This is a genomic window from Ideonella sp. FW305-24 (genome assembly GCF_058788035.1).
On sequence record NZ_JBYTAI010000001.1, the window covers coordinates 73,934 to 89,313 of the forward strand.

10 protein-coding genes are annotated in these 15,380 nt (G+C 68.5%); 6 read left to right on the plus strand and 4 right to left on the minus strand.

Features of this window, described 5'->3' with window-relative positions; translation table 11 throughout:
- Positions 1 to 11 precede the first annotated feature (11 nt).
- On the minus strand, positions 12 to 1,382 hold the full coding sequence (locus tag AC3WR5_RS00340; protein ID WP_492480980.1) for a HipA domain-containing protein: 1,371 nt from the start codon (positions 1,380 to 1,382) through the stop codon (positions 12 to 14).
- Positions 1,383 to 1,576: 194 nt separating this feature from the next.
- Here AC3WR5_RS00340 and AC3WR5_RS00345 point away from each other — a divergent pair, with 194 nt between their 5' ends.
- The 3 genes from AC3WR5_RS00345 (at position 1,577) to AC3WR5_RS00355 (ending at position 7,284) form a co-directional block, all read left to right on the plus strand.
- The gene (locus tag AC3WR5_RS00345; RefSeq protein ID WP_492480982.1) at positions 1,577 to 3,448 is read left to right on the plus strand and encodes an O-linked N-acetylglucosamine transferase, SPINDLY family protein; all 1,872 of its coding nucleotides are present in this window, start codon (positions 1,577 to 1,579) and stop codon (positions 3,446 to 3,448) included.
- Between the two features lie 16 nt (positions 3,449 to 3,464).
- Positions 3,465 to 5,762 (plus strand): type I secretion system permease/ATPase, encoded by a 2,298-nt coding sequence (locus AC3WR5_RS00350; RefSeq protein ID WP_492480984.1) that lies wholly within the window; start codon positions 3,465 to 3,467, stop codon positions 5,760 to 5,762.
- A gap of 145 nt (positions 5,763 to 5,907) precedes the next feature.
- Positions 5,908 to 7,284 (plus strand): HlyD family type I secretion periplasmic adaptor subunit, encoded by a 1,377-nt coding sequence (locus tag AC3WR5_RS00355; protein WP_492480986.1) that lies wholly within the window; start codon positions 5,908 to 5,910, stop codon positions 7,282 to 7,284.
- 88 nt (positions 7,285 to 7,372) lie between these two features.
- Here AC3WR5_RS00355 and cydX read toward each other — a convergent pair whose 3' ends face one another.
- From cydX to AC3WR5_RS00370, 3 genes are all read right to left on the minus strand, one after another.
- Positions 7,373 to 7,486: a cytochrome bd-I oxidase subunit CydX gene (cydX, locus tag AC3WR5_RS00360; RefSeq protein WP_141286526.1), complete on the minus strand. Its 114-nt coding sequence runs from the start codon at positions 7,484 to 7,486 to the stop codon at positions 7,373 to 7,375.
- A gap of 124 nt (positions 7,487 to 7,610) precedes the next feature.
- Positions 7,611 to 8,756: a cytochrome d ubiquinol oxidase subunit II gene (cydB, locus tag AC3WR5_RS00365; RefSeq protein ID WP_492480988.1), complete on the minus strand. Its 1,146-nt coding sequence runs from the start codon at positions 8,754 to 8,756 to the stop codon at positions 7,611 to 7,613.
- Positions 8,757 to 8,780: 24 nt separating this feature from the next.
- Positions 8,781 to 10,355 (minus strand): cytochrome ubiquinol oxidase subunit I, encoded by a 1,575-nt coding sequence (locus AC3WR5_RS00370; RefSeq protein WP_141286530.1) that lies wholly within the window; start codon positions 10,353 to 10,355, stop codon positions 8,781 to 8,783.
- 131 nt (positions 10,356 to 10,486) lie between these two features.
- Here AC3WR5_RS00370 and cydD point away from each other — a divergent pair, with 131 nt between their 5' ends.
- The 3 genes from cydD (at position 10,487) to AC3WR5_RS00385 (ending at position 15,341) form a co-directional block, all read left to right on the plus strand.
- A complete protein-coding gene (gene cydD / locus AC3WR5_RS00375) occupies positions 10,487 to 12,187 on the plus strand; it encodes a thiol reductant ABC exporter subunit CydD (protein WP_492480991.1) in 1,701 nt (566 codons plus the stop codon).
- Positions 12,184 to 13,932, plus strand: a complete 1,749-nt coding sequence (locus AC3WR5_RS00380) for an amino acid ABC transporter ATP-binding/permease protein (protein WP_492480993.1) — start codon at positions 12,184 to 12,186, stop codon at positions 13,930 to 13,932. The genes cydD and AC3WR5_RS00380 overlap by 4 nt, the downstream gene beginning before the upstream one ends.
- Before the next feature lie 62 nt (positions 13,933 to 13,994).
- Positions 13,995 to 15,341 carry a TolC family protein gene (locus AC3WR5_RS00385; RefSeq protein WP_492480995.1) on the plus strand — a complete coding sequence of 449 codons (1,347 nt, stop codon included), beginning with the start codon at positions 13,995 to 13,997 and terminating at the stop codon, positions 15,339 to 15,341.
- Positions 15,342 to 15,380: the final 39 nt, after the last annotated feature.

Here is a 15,380-nt window from a genome sequence, read left to right on the forward strand (position 1 = left end):
GCCGCGCCCCTTCAGGATGCACCGGCTGGCAGCAGCGGCGCCACGAAACTCATGGACACGTCAAGGTTCTTCGTGGCCAGCATCCGCATGTCATCCGAGATCGGCACCGGTAGCTGCTCGGTTTGCACCGCCATCCAGAACCGGCGGGCCGCCTTCGCCGCCATCGCCCACACCTGCGGCTTGGCACCCACTGTGCCGACCTTTGGCTCTATCGGCACCAGGTCAGGATCAATGCCGGCACCGATTGGCGCATAGCGCATCGGCAGGATGTCGTAGGCCGGCGCGACCCCTATATATTCGCCGCGCTCATCGATCAGCAAAGAGATGTTCTCGAAGTGGCGATCCGTGTTGCCAATGAGCTCGCTGAAGGCGGCCATCACGTCCACCTGGAACACGTCCTTTGACGACAGGTACCTGACCTGCTCGCACCGGGCTGCAAATTCCGACCACGTGTCGCGCTTGCCGAAGAACTCATCGTCCACAGCGCCCGCCGACAGCATGCCGACGCGCCCCGTTTCACCGATGCGGTCAAAGCGACGAATCTCCAGGAAGACGAAGTCGCCCGAGCTCACCAAGGATGTCTTGGACGACGGGATGCCCACCTCCGCAAGCGAGCGCAGCGCCAGGTGTTCGAGTGGCAGCAGATCCGCCATGCGAGTCCCGAGCTTTGCAAATTTGACGATGAGGTGCCCGACATCCTCCAGCGTCGCGAGCAACTTTGGCTGCTCCCCTCCCGCGCTGGAACCCAGGGCATGGCCCTTGAGTGCCGTGGCAACGGCCTCGTAGTGCTCGGCCTTGTCCCCGCCAAGCCTTGCATGGGCCTTGCGGAGATTCATCTCCCGCTCCACTGCAGCGTCACCAAACACCAGGTTCCCCACCTGGTTCACGGCGCGGGTGAAGAGGTACGCCAGTTTGTGCTCGTCGTCCCAGTCCTTCAGGCTCTCAGGAAACCGGGCGGTCGCCGAAGCCGCCTGGGCTTGGACGCGGCCCAAAAAGCCGGACGGCGCAGCAAATGAGATGTAGGGCGGCAGCCCTTCGTACAGCCGCGCAACCGTGCCCATGCGCTCCAGCGTCGCACCACCGGACAGGAATTCGAGCTCGGCGAACGGCTCGAAGGAGCCAGTGCTGAGGATCTTGTAGATCCGCTGCCTCGGGTTGAGACCCAGCGGCAACTGCCGGAGCAAGCCGTACTGCGGGGTCCGAACGCCCTTGATTCGAAACAATGTGACTTCGCGCGACATTCCACGAATAGTTCGTGACAGCGTTGGCTGGCTGACACCCAACCCCTCCATGAGTTCAGCCGCGGACTTCGCTCCACCCTTGAGCGCTCGCCTGATGCTTTGCTCAAGCTCACCGCCAGCCGGAACGCCAAGTGTCGCCATTTGGATTATTCATGAATAGTTAAGAGAATTTAATCAGAAGCCCCCTTTTCAAGGCGATGCGGCACCGGACAGTCCCCAAGAAGCCCCCAATCCCCCCGCCATTTCCGGGCACCACAGCAGGGCGGTCTTTCCTACCATCGGTGAAGCTTTCCATCAGCTCGCCGAACATGACCGTGACCACCTTGCCGCGCCCCGTGACCGAGACCTCTGCCCCTGAGGCGGCAGGCGCCGTGCCTGCCGTGCCGGCTTTCCAGGCGGCCTGCGTGCCGCAATTGGTGCGGGCGCAGAGCGGTGAAATGCCCATCAATGAGCTGCTGGACTTTGCCGGGCGTTGGCAGGAACAGGGGTTGATGGCCGAGGCGGCCGAGATCTACCGGCTGTGGATCACCCACACCGATTCGCCCGTCAAGTACGTGGCCTGCTTCAACCACGGCACGGTGCTGGCGGCGCAAAACCGGCTGCCGGAGGCGGAAGCCGCCTACCAGCTGGCGCTGACACTGTCGCCCCACTTCCCGCAGGCCAAGCTGAACCTGGGCCACGCGCTGGAGCGCCGGGGCGCGCATGAGGAAGCGCAGGCCCAGTGGCAAGGCGTGCTGGAAGACACCCAGGACGGCGGAGCCGATGCGCTGCCGCTGCGCCTGCATGCGCTGAACAACCTGGCGCGGCTGAACGAGACGCTGCGCCGCTTCGACGTGGCCGAGCGCTACATGTGCGACAGCCTGTCGCTCAAGCCAGACCAGTTCGACGTGCTGCAGCACTATGTGCACATCCGCCAGAAGCAGTGCGAATGGCCGCTGTACAAGACCGTGGGCGAAGTGACGCAGAACCAGCTGCTGGTGGGCACCTCGGCGCTGGCCATGCTCAGTGCCAGCGACGACCCCGTGCTGCAGCTGATGGCCGCGCAGCGCTTCGTGCACGAACGCCTGCCCGCGCCGCCGGCCAAGGCCATGCACGTCGGCTTTCCGCCGCGCACCGGCAAGGTCAAGATCGGCTACCTCTCGGGCGATCTGCACATGCACGCCGTGGGCCTGCTGACGGCCGAGCTGCTGGACCTGCACGACCACGCGCGTTTCGAGACCTTCGCCTTCAGCTGGAGCCGGGACGACGGTACGCCGCTGCGCGCGCGGCTGGTGAAGAGCTTCGACCACTACTACCGCATTGGCGGCGTGGACGACCACACCGCCGCCCGCATGATCGCCAGCTGCGGCATCGACGTGCTGGTGGACCTGCAGGGCCTGACCAATGGCGCGCGCGCCAACATCCTGGCCCAGCGCCCGGCCCCCATCCAGGTGAGCTACCTCGGCTTTCCCGGCACCTGCGCCCTGCCCGGCGTGGACTGGATCCTGGCCGACCGCTTCGTGATGCCCGAAGCGCTGCTGCCCTTCCACACCGAAAAGCCGATCTACCTGCCGAACTGCTACCAGGTGAGCGACCGCCAGCGCGAGATCGGCAAGATGCCAACGCGCGCGCAATACGAGCTGCCGGAAGACGCATTTGTCTTCTGCTCGTTCAACAACAACTTCAAGTTCACCGAACCCGTGTTCGCGGCCTGGATGCACATCCTGCACGAGGTGCCGAACAGCGTGCTGTGGCTGCTGGCGGACAACGAATGGGCGCGCGAGAACATGCTGCGCCAGGCGGACGCCACCGGCGTGGCCCGCGAGCGGCTGATCTTCGCGCCGCGTGTGGCACCGCCGGACTACCTGGCCCGCTTCCAGCTCGCCGACCTGATGCTGGACACCTTCCCGTACAACGCCGGCACCACCGCCAGCGACGCGCTGTGGATGGGCCTGCCCATCCTGACATGCTCGGGCCGCAGCTACATCTCGCGCATGGCCGGCAGCCTGCTGACCGCCGTGGGCCTGCCGGACCTGATCACCGAGTCCATCGCCGACTACGAGAAGCTGGCCATCCAGCTGGGCCGCAATCCCAAGCGGGTGGCTTCGTACAAGCGCTACCTGGCCGAACACGGCCGCAGCTCGGCCCTGTTCGACATGCCGCAGATCGTGCGGGACATCGAAGACGCATTCGAGACCATGGCGCTGGCACAGCGCGCACATGGCTGAAACGAGGGAATTGCCAGTGTCGGAAGCGATCACGCTCTCCATGGACGACGCCGTGCCGGCGATCGAGCTGCCGCCATCGGCAGCCTCGGCCGCGCCCGGCGCCAAGGCCGTCAGCCCGGACGACGACGCGCTGGTGCAAAGCCTGATCTGGATCACCTTCCACTACGGCAGGCCGCGCTCTGCTGCCTCGCTGCTGGCCGGCGTGGCGGTGGACGGCGCGCTGCGGCCCAACCAGGCCGTGCGCGTGATGCAGGAGGCGGACTACCACGCCAGCCTGATCGAACGCCCGCTGGACCAGATCAGCGCACTGATGATGCCGGTCGTGGCGCTACTGCGCGAAGGCGACACCTGCGTCATCACCAAGCGCCTGCCGGCCAAGGGTGGCAAGGGTGAATGCAGCTACGAGATCGTGCTGCCGGCGGCGGCGGGCGCGACCTGCATCGTCAGCGAAACCGAGCTGAAGAGCGAGTACCTGGGCCATGCGCTGGCCGTGGCGCCGCGGGTGGAGCTGGGGCAGAACGAGCACAAGGTGCTGCAGTCCGGCAGCCACTGGCTGTGGGGCACGCTGCGGCGCTTCATGCCGTACTACCGCTCGGCGCTGATGGCCGCGCTGGTCAGCAACGTGATGATGCTGGTCACCGGCATGGTCACCTCGGTGGTGTTCGACAAGGTCATTCCCCACCAGGCATTCGTCACGCTGTGGACCCTGGCCAGCGGCGCCTTCCTGGCGCTGTGCATGGACCTGGCCGCGCGGCAACTGCGCAGCCATTTGATCGACCTGTCCGGCCGCAAGGCGGACATGATCATCGGCTCGCTGCTGTTCCGCCAGACGCTGGGCGTGCGCATGGAGCACAGGCCCGCGTCTTCAGGCGCGTTTGCGCACCACCTGGCGCAGATCGAAACCGTGCGCGACTTCTTCGCCTCGGCCACGCTGTCCACGCTGTCGGACCTGCCGTTCATCGCGATGTTCGTCGCCATGTGTTTCATCACCGGCGGCCCGCTGGGCTGGGTGCTGGCGATGGCCATTCCCATCATCCTGGGCGTGGTGATCGTGATCCAGGGCTCGCTGAAGAAATCCATGCAGGCCAACCTCGGCCACCAGGTGGACCTGCAGGGCGTGCTGGTCGAAGCGGTGGAAGGCCTGGAAGACCTGAAGAGCTGCGGCGCGCAAGGCCGCTTCCTGCAGCGCTACGAATCGGCCACCGCGCAGGCGGCGAACTCCTCGCTGCGTGCCCGCGCGCTGTCGAGCTGGTCGAACAACCTGTCTTCTGCCGCGCAGCAGGCCGTCACGCTGGTGATGCTGGTCTGGGGCGTGTACCTGATCAAGGACGGCACCATCACCGCAGGCGCGCTGATCGGCTCGGTGATGTTCGCCGGCCGCGCGGTGGCGCCGCTGGGCAGCGTGGTCGGCCTGGCCGTGCGCTACCAGGGCGCGCGTGCCGCGATGAAGTCGCTGGACCGGCTGATGCAGCTGCCGCTGGAACGCGACGAACAACGCGCCTATGTGGCCACGCCGAAGATCGAAGGCGGCATTGCGCTGAGCCAGGCCGGCTTCGCCTACCCGCCCACCGGCAAGGACGCGGCACCCATGGTGCTGCAGAACGTCAGCCTGAGCTTCAAGCCGGGTGACCGCGTGGCCATCCTCGGTCGCATCGGCTCGGGCAAGTCCACCATCCTGCGGCTGCTGGCTGGCCTCTACCAACCCAGCGAAGGCCGGGTGGACGTGGACGGCGTGGACCTGCGCCAGATCGACCCGGCCGACTTCCGCGCCCGCGTCGGCTTTGTCACGCAGGACCCGCGCCTGTTCGCCGGCACGCTGAAAGACAACGTGCTGCTGAACCGCACCGCGGCCGATGCGAGCCGCCTCAATGGCGTGGCCCAGCTCACCGGACTGGACCGCGTGATCGCCTCGCACCCGCTGGGCTGGGACATGCCGGTGGGCGAGCGCGGCGGCCTGCTCTCGGGCGGCCAGCGCCAGTTGGTGGCACTGGCCCGCTCGCTGGTCACCTCACCGCAGATCCTGTTGATGGACGAACCCACCAGCTCGATGGACGCGCAAAGCGAAGTGCAATTCCTGCAGCGGCTGCAAGCCTCGGTCGGCAACCGCACGCTGATCATCGTCACCCATCGCCCGGCGGTGCTGGAAATGGTCAACCGGCTGATCGTCGTCGACGGCGGCCGGGTGCTGATGGACGGCCCCAAGGGCCAGGTCCTGGCAGCGCTGTCGGGCCAGCCGCCCGCCGCCCGCCCGCCGGCAGCGCAACCGACGCCCGGTGCCATGCCGCCTGGCATGGCGGGTAGGGCACCGGCATGAGCCCCGCACGGCCGCCCGAAGGGGCGAACTCCCGCCTGGCGGGACGGGACCAGCGGTCCCTGGGTGCACCATTTTTCCCCGCACGGCCGCCCGAAGGGGCGAATTCCCGCTTGGCGGGACAGGCCGACAGGCCTGAGGGTGCAGCATGTCGTTGAGCAAACGCAGCTGGCATGCGACGGACGAAGGCGGCGAAGGCCGCATCGACCCGACCGGGCTGGTGCACGCGGCCGATCTGCCGCTGCAGCCCGGCGCCAAGCCACCCAAGCCATCGCTCATGCAGCGCTGGCGCAAAACGACCGAAGAGCGCGAGCAGCGCCGCCTGAAACCGGGCGACGTGCAGTTCCTCAGCAGCGTGCGCGAAGCGCAGGTGCTGGAATCTCGCACCGGCGCGGGCGCGGCCATCTGGCTGATGCTGGCCACCGTGGTCGCAGCCGGCACCTGGGCCAGCATGACCAAGGTCGAAGAGATCACCCGCACCGATGCACGAGTGGTGCCAGACGGCCGCGAGCAAGTCATTGCCAGCCTGGAAGGCGGCATCCTGCGCGAGCTGATGGTCAAGGAAGGCTCGGAGGTGAAGATCGGCCAGCCGCTGGCCAGGCTGGACCCGACACGCTTCGAGTCCCAGCAGAACGAAGGCGAGGTCAAGCAACTGGCCTTGCAGGCGACCATGGTGCGGCTGCGTGCCGAAGCCTCGGGCGCCAACTCGCTGAACTTCCCGCCCGAACTGGCGGCCAAGCCCAAGCTGGTCAGCATCGAGATCGAAGCCTTCAACGCACGCAGGCAGCTGCTCAACGAAGCCGTGGCGTCGTACCAGCGCAGCATCGGCCTGGTGCAGAAGGAACTGAACATGGCCGAAAGCATGTCGGCCCGCGGGCTGATGTCCGAGGTCGAGGTGATGCGGCTGCGGCGCCAGATCGGCGAGATGCAGCAACAGTCCACCGAACGCCGCAGCCGCTTCCGCCAGGAGGCCAGCACCGAGATGCTGCGCGTGCAGTCGGACCTGGCGCAGATCGAGCAGCAGATGGTGGCACGCGAAGACATGGTCAGGCGCACCGTGATCGAGTCGCCGGTGGTCGGCCTGGTCAAGAACATCCGCAACAACACGCTGGGCGGCGTGGTCAACCCCGGCGCCGCGATCATGGAGATCGTGCCGCTGACCAGCCGCATGCTGGTCGAGGCCCGCATCAAGCCCAGCGAGATCGGCTTCGTCAAGGTGGGCCAGGTGGCCGAGATCAAGCTCAGCGCCTACGACTACAACCTTTACGGCGGCCTGCGCGGCACGGTGGACTCGATCAGCCCCGACGCACTGGGCGACGCCGAACGCAACAACGGCGGCCCAGACAACACCTACTTCCGCGCGCTGGTGCGGGTCGACCACTCGTCCCTGGAAGCCGGCGGCAAGGCCCTGCCCGTCCGCCCCGGCATGACCGCCACGGTCGAGATCAACACCGGCGAACGCACGGTGCTGGAGTTCGTGCTGCGACCCTTGCTCAAAGCACGCGAGGCTTTCAAGGAACGTTGAGCGGGTTCACGAACCCTTCGACAGGCTCAGGGCGAACGGCCATGAAGCGCGGAGCAACTGCCCTTCCCCGTTCTGGCTGAGCCGTGCGCTACGCGCCAGCGGGAGTCTCCTCCTCCGGCAGATGAAACTCATGCCACATGCCGTTGAGGATGCCGAAGCCGACGGCCAGGCCGAGGCCGAGGATCCAGGTGAAGTACCACATGCCTGAAAAGTCCTTTCGATTTGTTGGATCGTGATGCCGGAGCGGCCAAGGAAACGCAGGGCCGCCCCAAGTTTCCTTGACCCCCTCGGGGGGCGGGTCGGGCACAGCCCGGCCCTGGGGGCCCTCAGTAGCGGTCCGGGTGGGTGGCCATCTCTTGGGTGGTCACGCGGCCGCGCATCACGCGCAGGGCCCAGCCGGTGTAGATCAGGATCAGCGGCAGGAAGACCACGGTGACGAAGAGCATCACGCCCAGCGTGCTCTCGGTGGACGAGGCATTCCACACGGTGAGGCTGGAACGCGGGTCGATGCTGGAAGGCAGGATGAACGGGAACATCGACACGCCCACCGTGGCGATGATGCCTGCGGCCGACAGCGACGAGCCGGAGAAGGCCAGCCCTTCGCTGCGCAGGCGAATGCCCAGCAGCGCCAGCAGCGCGCCGAGGAAACCGGCGGCGGGAGCGAGCATCGTCAGCGGCGCAGCCGCATAGTTCGCCAGCCAGGCGCCTGCGGTGTGCACAGCTTCCGAGCGCAGCGGGTTGGACGGGCCGAAGTGGTCCGCCGGCGCAGTCAGCTTGTAGCCCAGGTCGCCATAGGCCACGAACAGGCCACCGGCCGCAAACAGCAGCAGGCTGGTCAGGCCGGCCACCGTGCCGAAACGGCGTGCGCGCACATGCACCGGACCGGGCTCGACCTTGATCGTCAGCCAGGCGCTGCCGTGCAGCACCAGCATCGCCACCGAAAGCAAACCGCACAGCAGCGAAAACGGCGTGAACAGCGCAAAGAAGCTGCCTTCGTAGAACGAACGCAGGTCCGAATCGAGCCGGAACGGCACGCCCAGCAGCACATTGCCCACCGCCACGCCAAAGACCAGCGCCGGCACCAGGCCACCGACGAACAGCGCCCAGTCCCAGCGGGTGCGCCAGGCGGTGTCTTCATGCTTGGAGCGGTACTTGAAGCCGACCGGCCGCAGGATCAGCGCGGCCAGCACCACGAACATCGCCAGGTAGAAGCCGGAGAAGCTCACTGCATAGACAAACGGCCAGGCCGCGAAGATCGCGCCGCCGCCCAGGATGAACCACACCTGATGGCCCTCCCAATGCGGGCCCACCGAGTTGATGACCATGCGGCGCTCGACGTCGGTCTTGCCGACAAAGGGCAGCAGCGCGCCGACGCCAAGGTCGTAGCCGTCGGTCAGCGCGAAGCCGATCAGCAGCACGCCCAGCAGCGCCCACCAGATGAAGCGCAGGGTTTCGTAGTCGAAGAAAGCCATGATGTTGTTGTCCTTCTTGTGGGCTCAGGCGGCAACGGGTGAACTGGCCGGCACCGGGCCGGGCGCGGGCTGCTGCTCGTCGTGATGGTCGTACGGGCCCTTGCGGATGGCCGAGAGCATCAGCCGGACCTCGATCACGGCCAGCGTGCCGTACAGCGAGGTGAAGCCGATGATGGTGATCCACAGCGAGGTGCGGCTCAGCGACGAAGCGGCCAGGAAGGTGGGCAGCACGCCATCAATCGCCCACGGTTGGCGGCCCATTTCGGCCACCACCCAGCCCAGCTCGGCTGCCAGCCAGGGCAGCGGAATGGCCAGCACGGCCAGCTTCCAGAACCATCGCGCCTGGCCATGCAGGCGCAGCGAGCACAGCACGAAGGCTGTGGCGAACAGCGCAATCATCGCGAAGCCGATGAAGGCCATGATGCGGAAGCTCCAGAACATCACCGGCACGCTGGGCACGGTGTCCCAGGCGGTGGCAGCGATCTGCTGCGGCGTGGCCTCGCGTGGGTCGGCCAGCGTGCGCTTGAGCAGCAGCGCGTAGCCCATGTCGTGCTTGTGCTGCTCGAAGGCGGCGCGAGCCTGCGTGTTCTTCGGGTCCAGCTTGAGCTTTTCGACCGCGTCGTAAGCCACCACGCCGGAGCTGATGCGCTCCTGGGCGCGCAGCACCAGCTCCGACATGCCGGTCACCTGGCCATGCAGGCTGCGCGTGGCGATCAGGCCCAGCACCCAGGGGATCTCGACCGCATAGCGCGTGGTCCTGGCCTCGGTGTCCGGCAGGCCGAACAGCGTGAGGCCGGCCGGTGCCTTCTCGGTGTGCCAGGCGGCCTCGATGGCGGCCAGCTTCATCTTCTGGTTGTCGGTCAGCACATAGCCGCTTTCGTCGCCCAGCACCACAACCGACAGCGACGAGGCCAGGCCGAAGGCGGCGGCCACCGTCATCGAGCGGCGCGCCACTTCGGGGAAGCGGCCACGCAGCAGGTAGAAGCAGGAGATGCCCAGCACGAAGACCGAGGCGATCACGTAGCCAGCGCTCACCGTGTGCACGAACTTGGCCTGCGCAATCGGGTTGAACAGCACCGCGACGAAGTCGGTCACCTCCATGCGCATGGTCTCGGGGTTGAACTCGGCGCCAATCGGGTTCTGCATCCAGCCGTTGGCGATCAGGATCCACAGCGCCGACAGGTTGGTGCCCAGCGCGACCAGGAAGGTCACGACCAGGTGGCCGAGCTTGGACAGCCGGTCCCAGCCGAAGAACATCACACCGACGAAGGTGGCTTCGAGGAAAAACGCCATCAGCCCCTCGATGGCCAGCGGGGCGCCGAAGATGTCGCCCACGTAGTGCGAGAAGTAGGACCAGTTGGTGCCGAACTGGAACTCCATCGTCAGCCCGGTGGCCACGCCGAGCACGAAGTTGATGCCGAAGAGCTTGGCCCAGAAGCGCGTGATGGTGCGCCAGATGGGCCTGTCGGTCATCACATAGATCGCCTCCATGATGACCAGCATGAAGGACAGCCCCAGCGTGAGCGGAACAAAGAGGAAGTGGTACAGCGCGGTGAGTGCGAACTGCAAGCGCGAAAGATCGATGACGCCTGAATCCATGACGGGTTCTCTTCTTTTGAGCGAACGAAATAGGAGGGTTAACCCCAGGACGTACAGCGTATCCATCGTACTGGCGATGCGCTTGATCCAAATCATGCGAAGGGAGGAGGCGATATAGGATCGTGGTGAACATGGTTTCATCCCCTCTTTCCACGCTCTCCGACCTGGCAGAGCAACAACTGCAGGCCCACGCCCGGGCCGCCCCCGGCCGGCATGCCGCGAGTGCCTACCTGGTGCTGGACGCCGTGGCCGGCATCGGCTTCGCAGCCGGCCTGGCCGGCGCCGTGGCCGCGCTGGCAGCGCAACAGCCGCCCTGGGGCTGGCTGGCGCTGCTGGTGCTGGCGGCGGCGCTGCGCGGGCTGCTGGGGCGACAGGCCGCACTGTCGGGGCAACAGGCGGCGTTGGCCGTCAAGCGAAGCTGGCGCGCCCGCCTGGTTCAGGCCGCGCTGGGCGGAGCTGCTGGGCCCGCCGCCGCGCGGCGGCAGGACACGGCCGGCGGCGAGGCCGGCCCCGCCCGGCTGGCCAGCCTGGCTGCCGAAGAGATCGAGGCCCTGGAGGCCTGGGTGGCCCGCTTTCTGCCGGCCCGGCAGGCCGCCATGCTGGCACCGCTGCTGGTGCTGGCCGCGGTGGCCATCGCCAGCCCGGTGACGGCCGCGATCCTGGCCGCCACGCTGCTGCCTTTCATCGTGCTGATGGCGTTTGCAGGCCGGGCCTCGGCCGCCGAGTCGCATCGCCAGCTGGCCGCGCTGGCCCGGCTCTCGGGCCTGCTGGCCGACCGCGTGCGCGCGCTGCCGGTGGTGCTGGCGATGCGGGCCGAAGGGCGCGAGCGCGCCCGCCTGGCAACGGCCGCCGAAGACGTGGCGCAGCGCACGCTGCGGGTGCTGCGGCTGGCCTTCCTGTCCTCTGCGGTGCTGGAGTTCTTTGCCGCCTTGTGCGTGGCACTGGTGGCCGTGTATTGCGGCTTTGGCCTGCTGGGGCTGCTGCCCTTCCCCGCACCGGAACGCTTTGCACTCGGCCCGGCGTTTTTCGTGCTGGCGCTGGCACCGGAGTTCTACCTGCCGATGCGCCGCCTGGCCGCGGCTTATCACGACCGGCAGGCCGCGCAGGCGGCGGCCGAGCGTCTTCTGGCTTGCGAGAACGCCGCCACGCCGGCGCTGAACTCTGCTGCAGCAGCCAGCTTCCAGAGCCCGCCCAGCCTGTGTTTCCAGAACGTCAGCCTGTCCCACGGCGACACGCCAGCCGTGCTGCAAAAGCTGAGCTTCGATCTGCCCGCCGGCCAGAGCCTGGCGCTGATGGGCCCTTCCGGCAGCGGCAAGACCACCGTGCTGCGCGCACTGCTGGGCCTGGCGCAGATCCGCGAAGGCAGCATCCTGCTCAACGGCCTGCCGCTGGCTGCCGCGGGCTCGCTCGCAGCCTGCGCGGTGTGGATCGGCCAGCAGCCGCTGATCGTGCCGGGCACGCTGCGCGAGAACCTGTTGCTTGCGGCGCCAGAAGCCTCGGCGCAGGCGCTGGCCGAAGCAATCGAGCGGTCCGGCCTGCAAGCCATGCTGGCCGGCCGCCCGCAGGGGCTGGACACGCTGCTGGACGCACGCGGCGGCGGTCTCTCCGGCGGCGAGCGGCGGCGCCTGGCGCTGGCTCGGGCGCTGCTGAAGCCCGGCGCATGGCTGTGGCTGCTGGACGAGCCCACGGCCCACCTGGACGCCGAGGCCGAAGCCGCGCTGGTCGACACGCTGGCCCTCGCCTGCGAAGGCCGCACGACCTTGATCGCCACCCACAGCGAGCGGCTCGCCGCCTGCGCGCACCAGGTGCTGCGGCTGGGAGCGACGGCATGACGGCTGACCTTCGTGCGGGGGCCGTGCCGGCCATGACGCAACGCGAGCCCGGCACCGTCCGCCAAGCAAACCGCACCAACCCCGCCAGCTCTCCGTTGCGCCAACTGCTGGCCACCGAGCGCCGGCGGCACAGCGGCCTGTTCCAGGCCGCTGCCGCCTGTGCCGCACTGCTGGGCCTGGCCTCGGTGGCCTTGCTGGGCGTGTCCGGCTGGTTCATCACCGCGGCGGCGGCGGCAGGCGTGAGCGGGTTGGCTGCAGCCCAGGCCTTCAATTACCTGCTGCCCAGCGCCGCGATCCGCCTGCTGGCAATTGCCCGCACAGGCGCACGCTACGGCGAGCGCCTGTGCAGCCACGAGGCGGCACTGCGCAGCCTGGCCCGCGTGCGGCCGGCGATCTTCGGCGCGCTGTGCGCCGCACCGGCCGAGCGCTCGCTGGCGGTGAGCACCGGCGAGGCCGTCACGGCGATGGTGCAGGACGTGGAAGCCATCGAGGCCCAGCAGGTGCGCCGCTCGGTGCCGTGGACCGCCGCGGCCGGCGTGTTGACCGGCCTGGCGCTGCTGGCCTTCGGCGGCTGGCCGCCCCTGGTTGCCACGCTGGGTTGCGGCGCGCTGCTGGTGTTGGTCGGCGGGTTCGGCGCACGGCGGGTGCGCAGCGCTGCGCAGGCCAGCCGCGCCGCGATGGGCGCGCTGAAGGACGAACTGGCCTGGCTGTCGGCCCACGACGCCGAGCTGCATTGCCACGACCTGGCCGCGTGGGCCGGCCAGCGCGTGGCGACCCAGGACCAGGCCCTGGCCAAGGCCCAGCGCCGCCAGCTGCGCCTGATGGCCGGGCTGGACGCGGTACTCGCACTGGCCAGCGGCTTCACTGCCGCGCTGGCCTTTGCGTTGGCACGGGACGCCGGCGCACCGGTGGCGGCGCTGTGCGCGCTCGCGGCGGTCATGACGGTCGAATCGCTGGCGCCGCTGCTGCGCCATGCGCTGCAGCAAGCCAGTGCCCACGAAGCCGAGCGCCGGCTCGATGCCCTGCTGGGCAGTGCGCAAGCCTTGCCCTTGCCTGCCCCGGCCGACAGCACGCCCGCCAGCACCGCCGCCGCGCTGCACCTGCCCGCGCTGTCCGCCTCGCCCTTGCAGCCCGGTGAACACGTCGCACTGCTAGGCCCGTCCGGCTGCGGCAAGAGCACGCTGCTCGAAACCCTCCTGGGGCTGCTCCCTGCCGTGCGCGGCACGGCGGCGCTGGCAGGTCACGACCTGGCCGACCTGCCGGTCTCCACGCTGCGCGCCCAGTTCGCCTGGCTGCCGCAGGATGCCGCGCTGCTGGCCGGCAGTGTGCGCGACAACCTCACGCTGGGCTGCGGCCAGGCCAGCGACGAACAGCTCTGGGCCGCGCTGCAGGACGCCGGCCTGGACCGCTGCATCCAGGCCCTGCCAGGCGGGCTGGACGGCTGGCTGGGCGAAGACGGGGCCGGCCTTTCCGGCGGCGAGCGGCGCCGCCTGGCGCTGGCCCGGGCCTGCCTGGTGCCCGCGCCATGGCTGCTGCTGGACGAACCCACCGAGGGCCTGGACGCCGCCACCGAAGCGACCGTAGTGGCCGGCCTGCGCCGCCGCCTGAGCGTCACCGGCCAGGGCCTGCTGCTGGTCAGCCACCGGCCCGCGCCGCTGGCCTTGTGCAGCCGGCAACTGATGCTGGGGCGCCTGCAGGACAGCGCCAACGGCTTGGAACAGGCGGGTTTTGAAGCTGCTTATTGAGGGGATGTGAAGGCCGCTGCGACGGTCTACTGGCGGGCATGTCTCCTCCTGGGTCGACGGCCATGTCCACTCGCACTTCTGCGCTCTCCCTGATCACCCGTGCCATGCTGGCAGCCACCGCGCTGACGCTGGCCGGCACCGGCATGGCCCACGCCGCCTGCGCCGAAGGCCTGACGCCGCTGGCCCAGCGCGACACACCTTCGGGCGACGCCAGCGCACCGCGGCTCACGCTGCTGAACCTGATCCAGGCGGCCGAGCAGCGCAGCAAGGCCGTGGGCGCCGCCAAGCTGCTGGCCGATGCTGCGCGCAGCGACATCGAAGAAACCAAGGCCGGCGCGCTGCCCACGGCCACGCTGAGCGCCGCCATCGGTCCGTCCGGCGACCAGATGGAAGGCCAGAAGACGCGCAACCAGTTCCAGGTGCGGCCCGGCCTCACCGTCAGTGCGATGCTTTACGACTCCGGTCGCAATTCACACCTGACCCAGTGGCGCACCAGCTTGGCCGAGGCTGCCAACCAGGGCCAGATCAGCACCACCGAACAGGTCGCGCTGCAAACCGTCATCCTGTCCTTCGAGCGCGACCGCTACCGACTGCACGCCCAGGTCTGGAGCCAGTACGCTGCCAAGGTCTGCACGCTGGTGGACTCGCTGGAACAGATCGTCGCCACCGACCGCGGTCGTGGCAGCGAGCTGGTGCAGGCCCGCAAGACGCTGCAGCAGGTGCTGCTGTCGCGGGCCCAGTCCATGACCCAGCTGCGCCTCACCGAAACCCGGCTGCGCCGCCTGGTCGGCGACACGCTGCCGGAGGCCAACGGCCTGTCCGCACTGATGCTGCAAACCCCCGCGCTGCCCGAGCTGCAGTCGCAAGCCACAGGCGCCTCCAGCATTGCCCAACTGGCCGCACAGGCCGACGCTGCCGACAGCCTGGCCAGGGCCACCGATGCCGGCAACAAGGTGCAGGCCAACTGGCTGGTCAGCGTGGCCAAGAATGCCACCGGCGACCACGCCGGCAACTGGAACGCCGGCATCACCATCAACGTGCCGCTGCTGAACCCTGCCGCCGCACCGGCGTCCACTTCGGCCCGCCTGCGCGCCGAAGCCGCCCGCGTGCAACGCGCCGAATCGCTGGACGCGCTGCAGAACCGGCTGGCCGAAGTCCACGAACAAGCCAGCGCCGCACTGGTCCGCGCCCGCGACACCGTCACCGTGCTGAAGAGCAGCGAACGCGTGCGCGACGACACCATTGCCCAATGGCAGCAACTCGGCAAGCGCTCGCTGTTCGACGTGATCTCGGCTGAGGGCGACCACTTCAACCTGCGCATTGCCTATGTGGACGCCCTGCACGATGGCCAGGAATCGATCGCCCTGCTCTATTCGCTGGCGGGCAGCGTGAAGTTGCCGCTGAACTGAGGTTGTGCGCTGGAAGTAAAAGCCGCTCCCGGGAGCGGC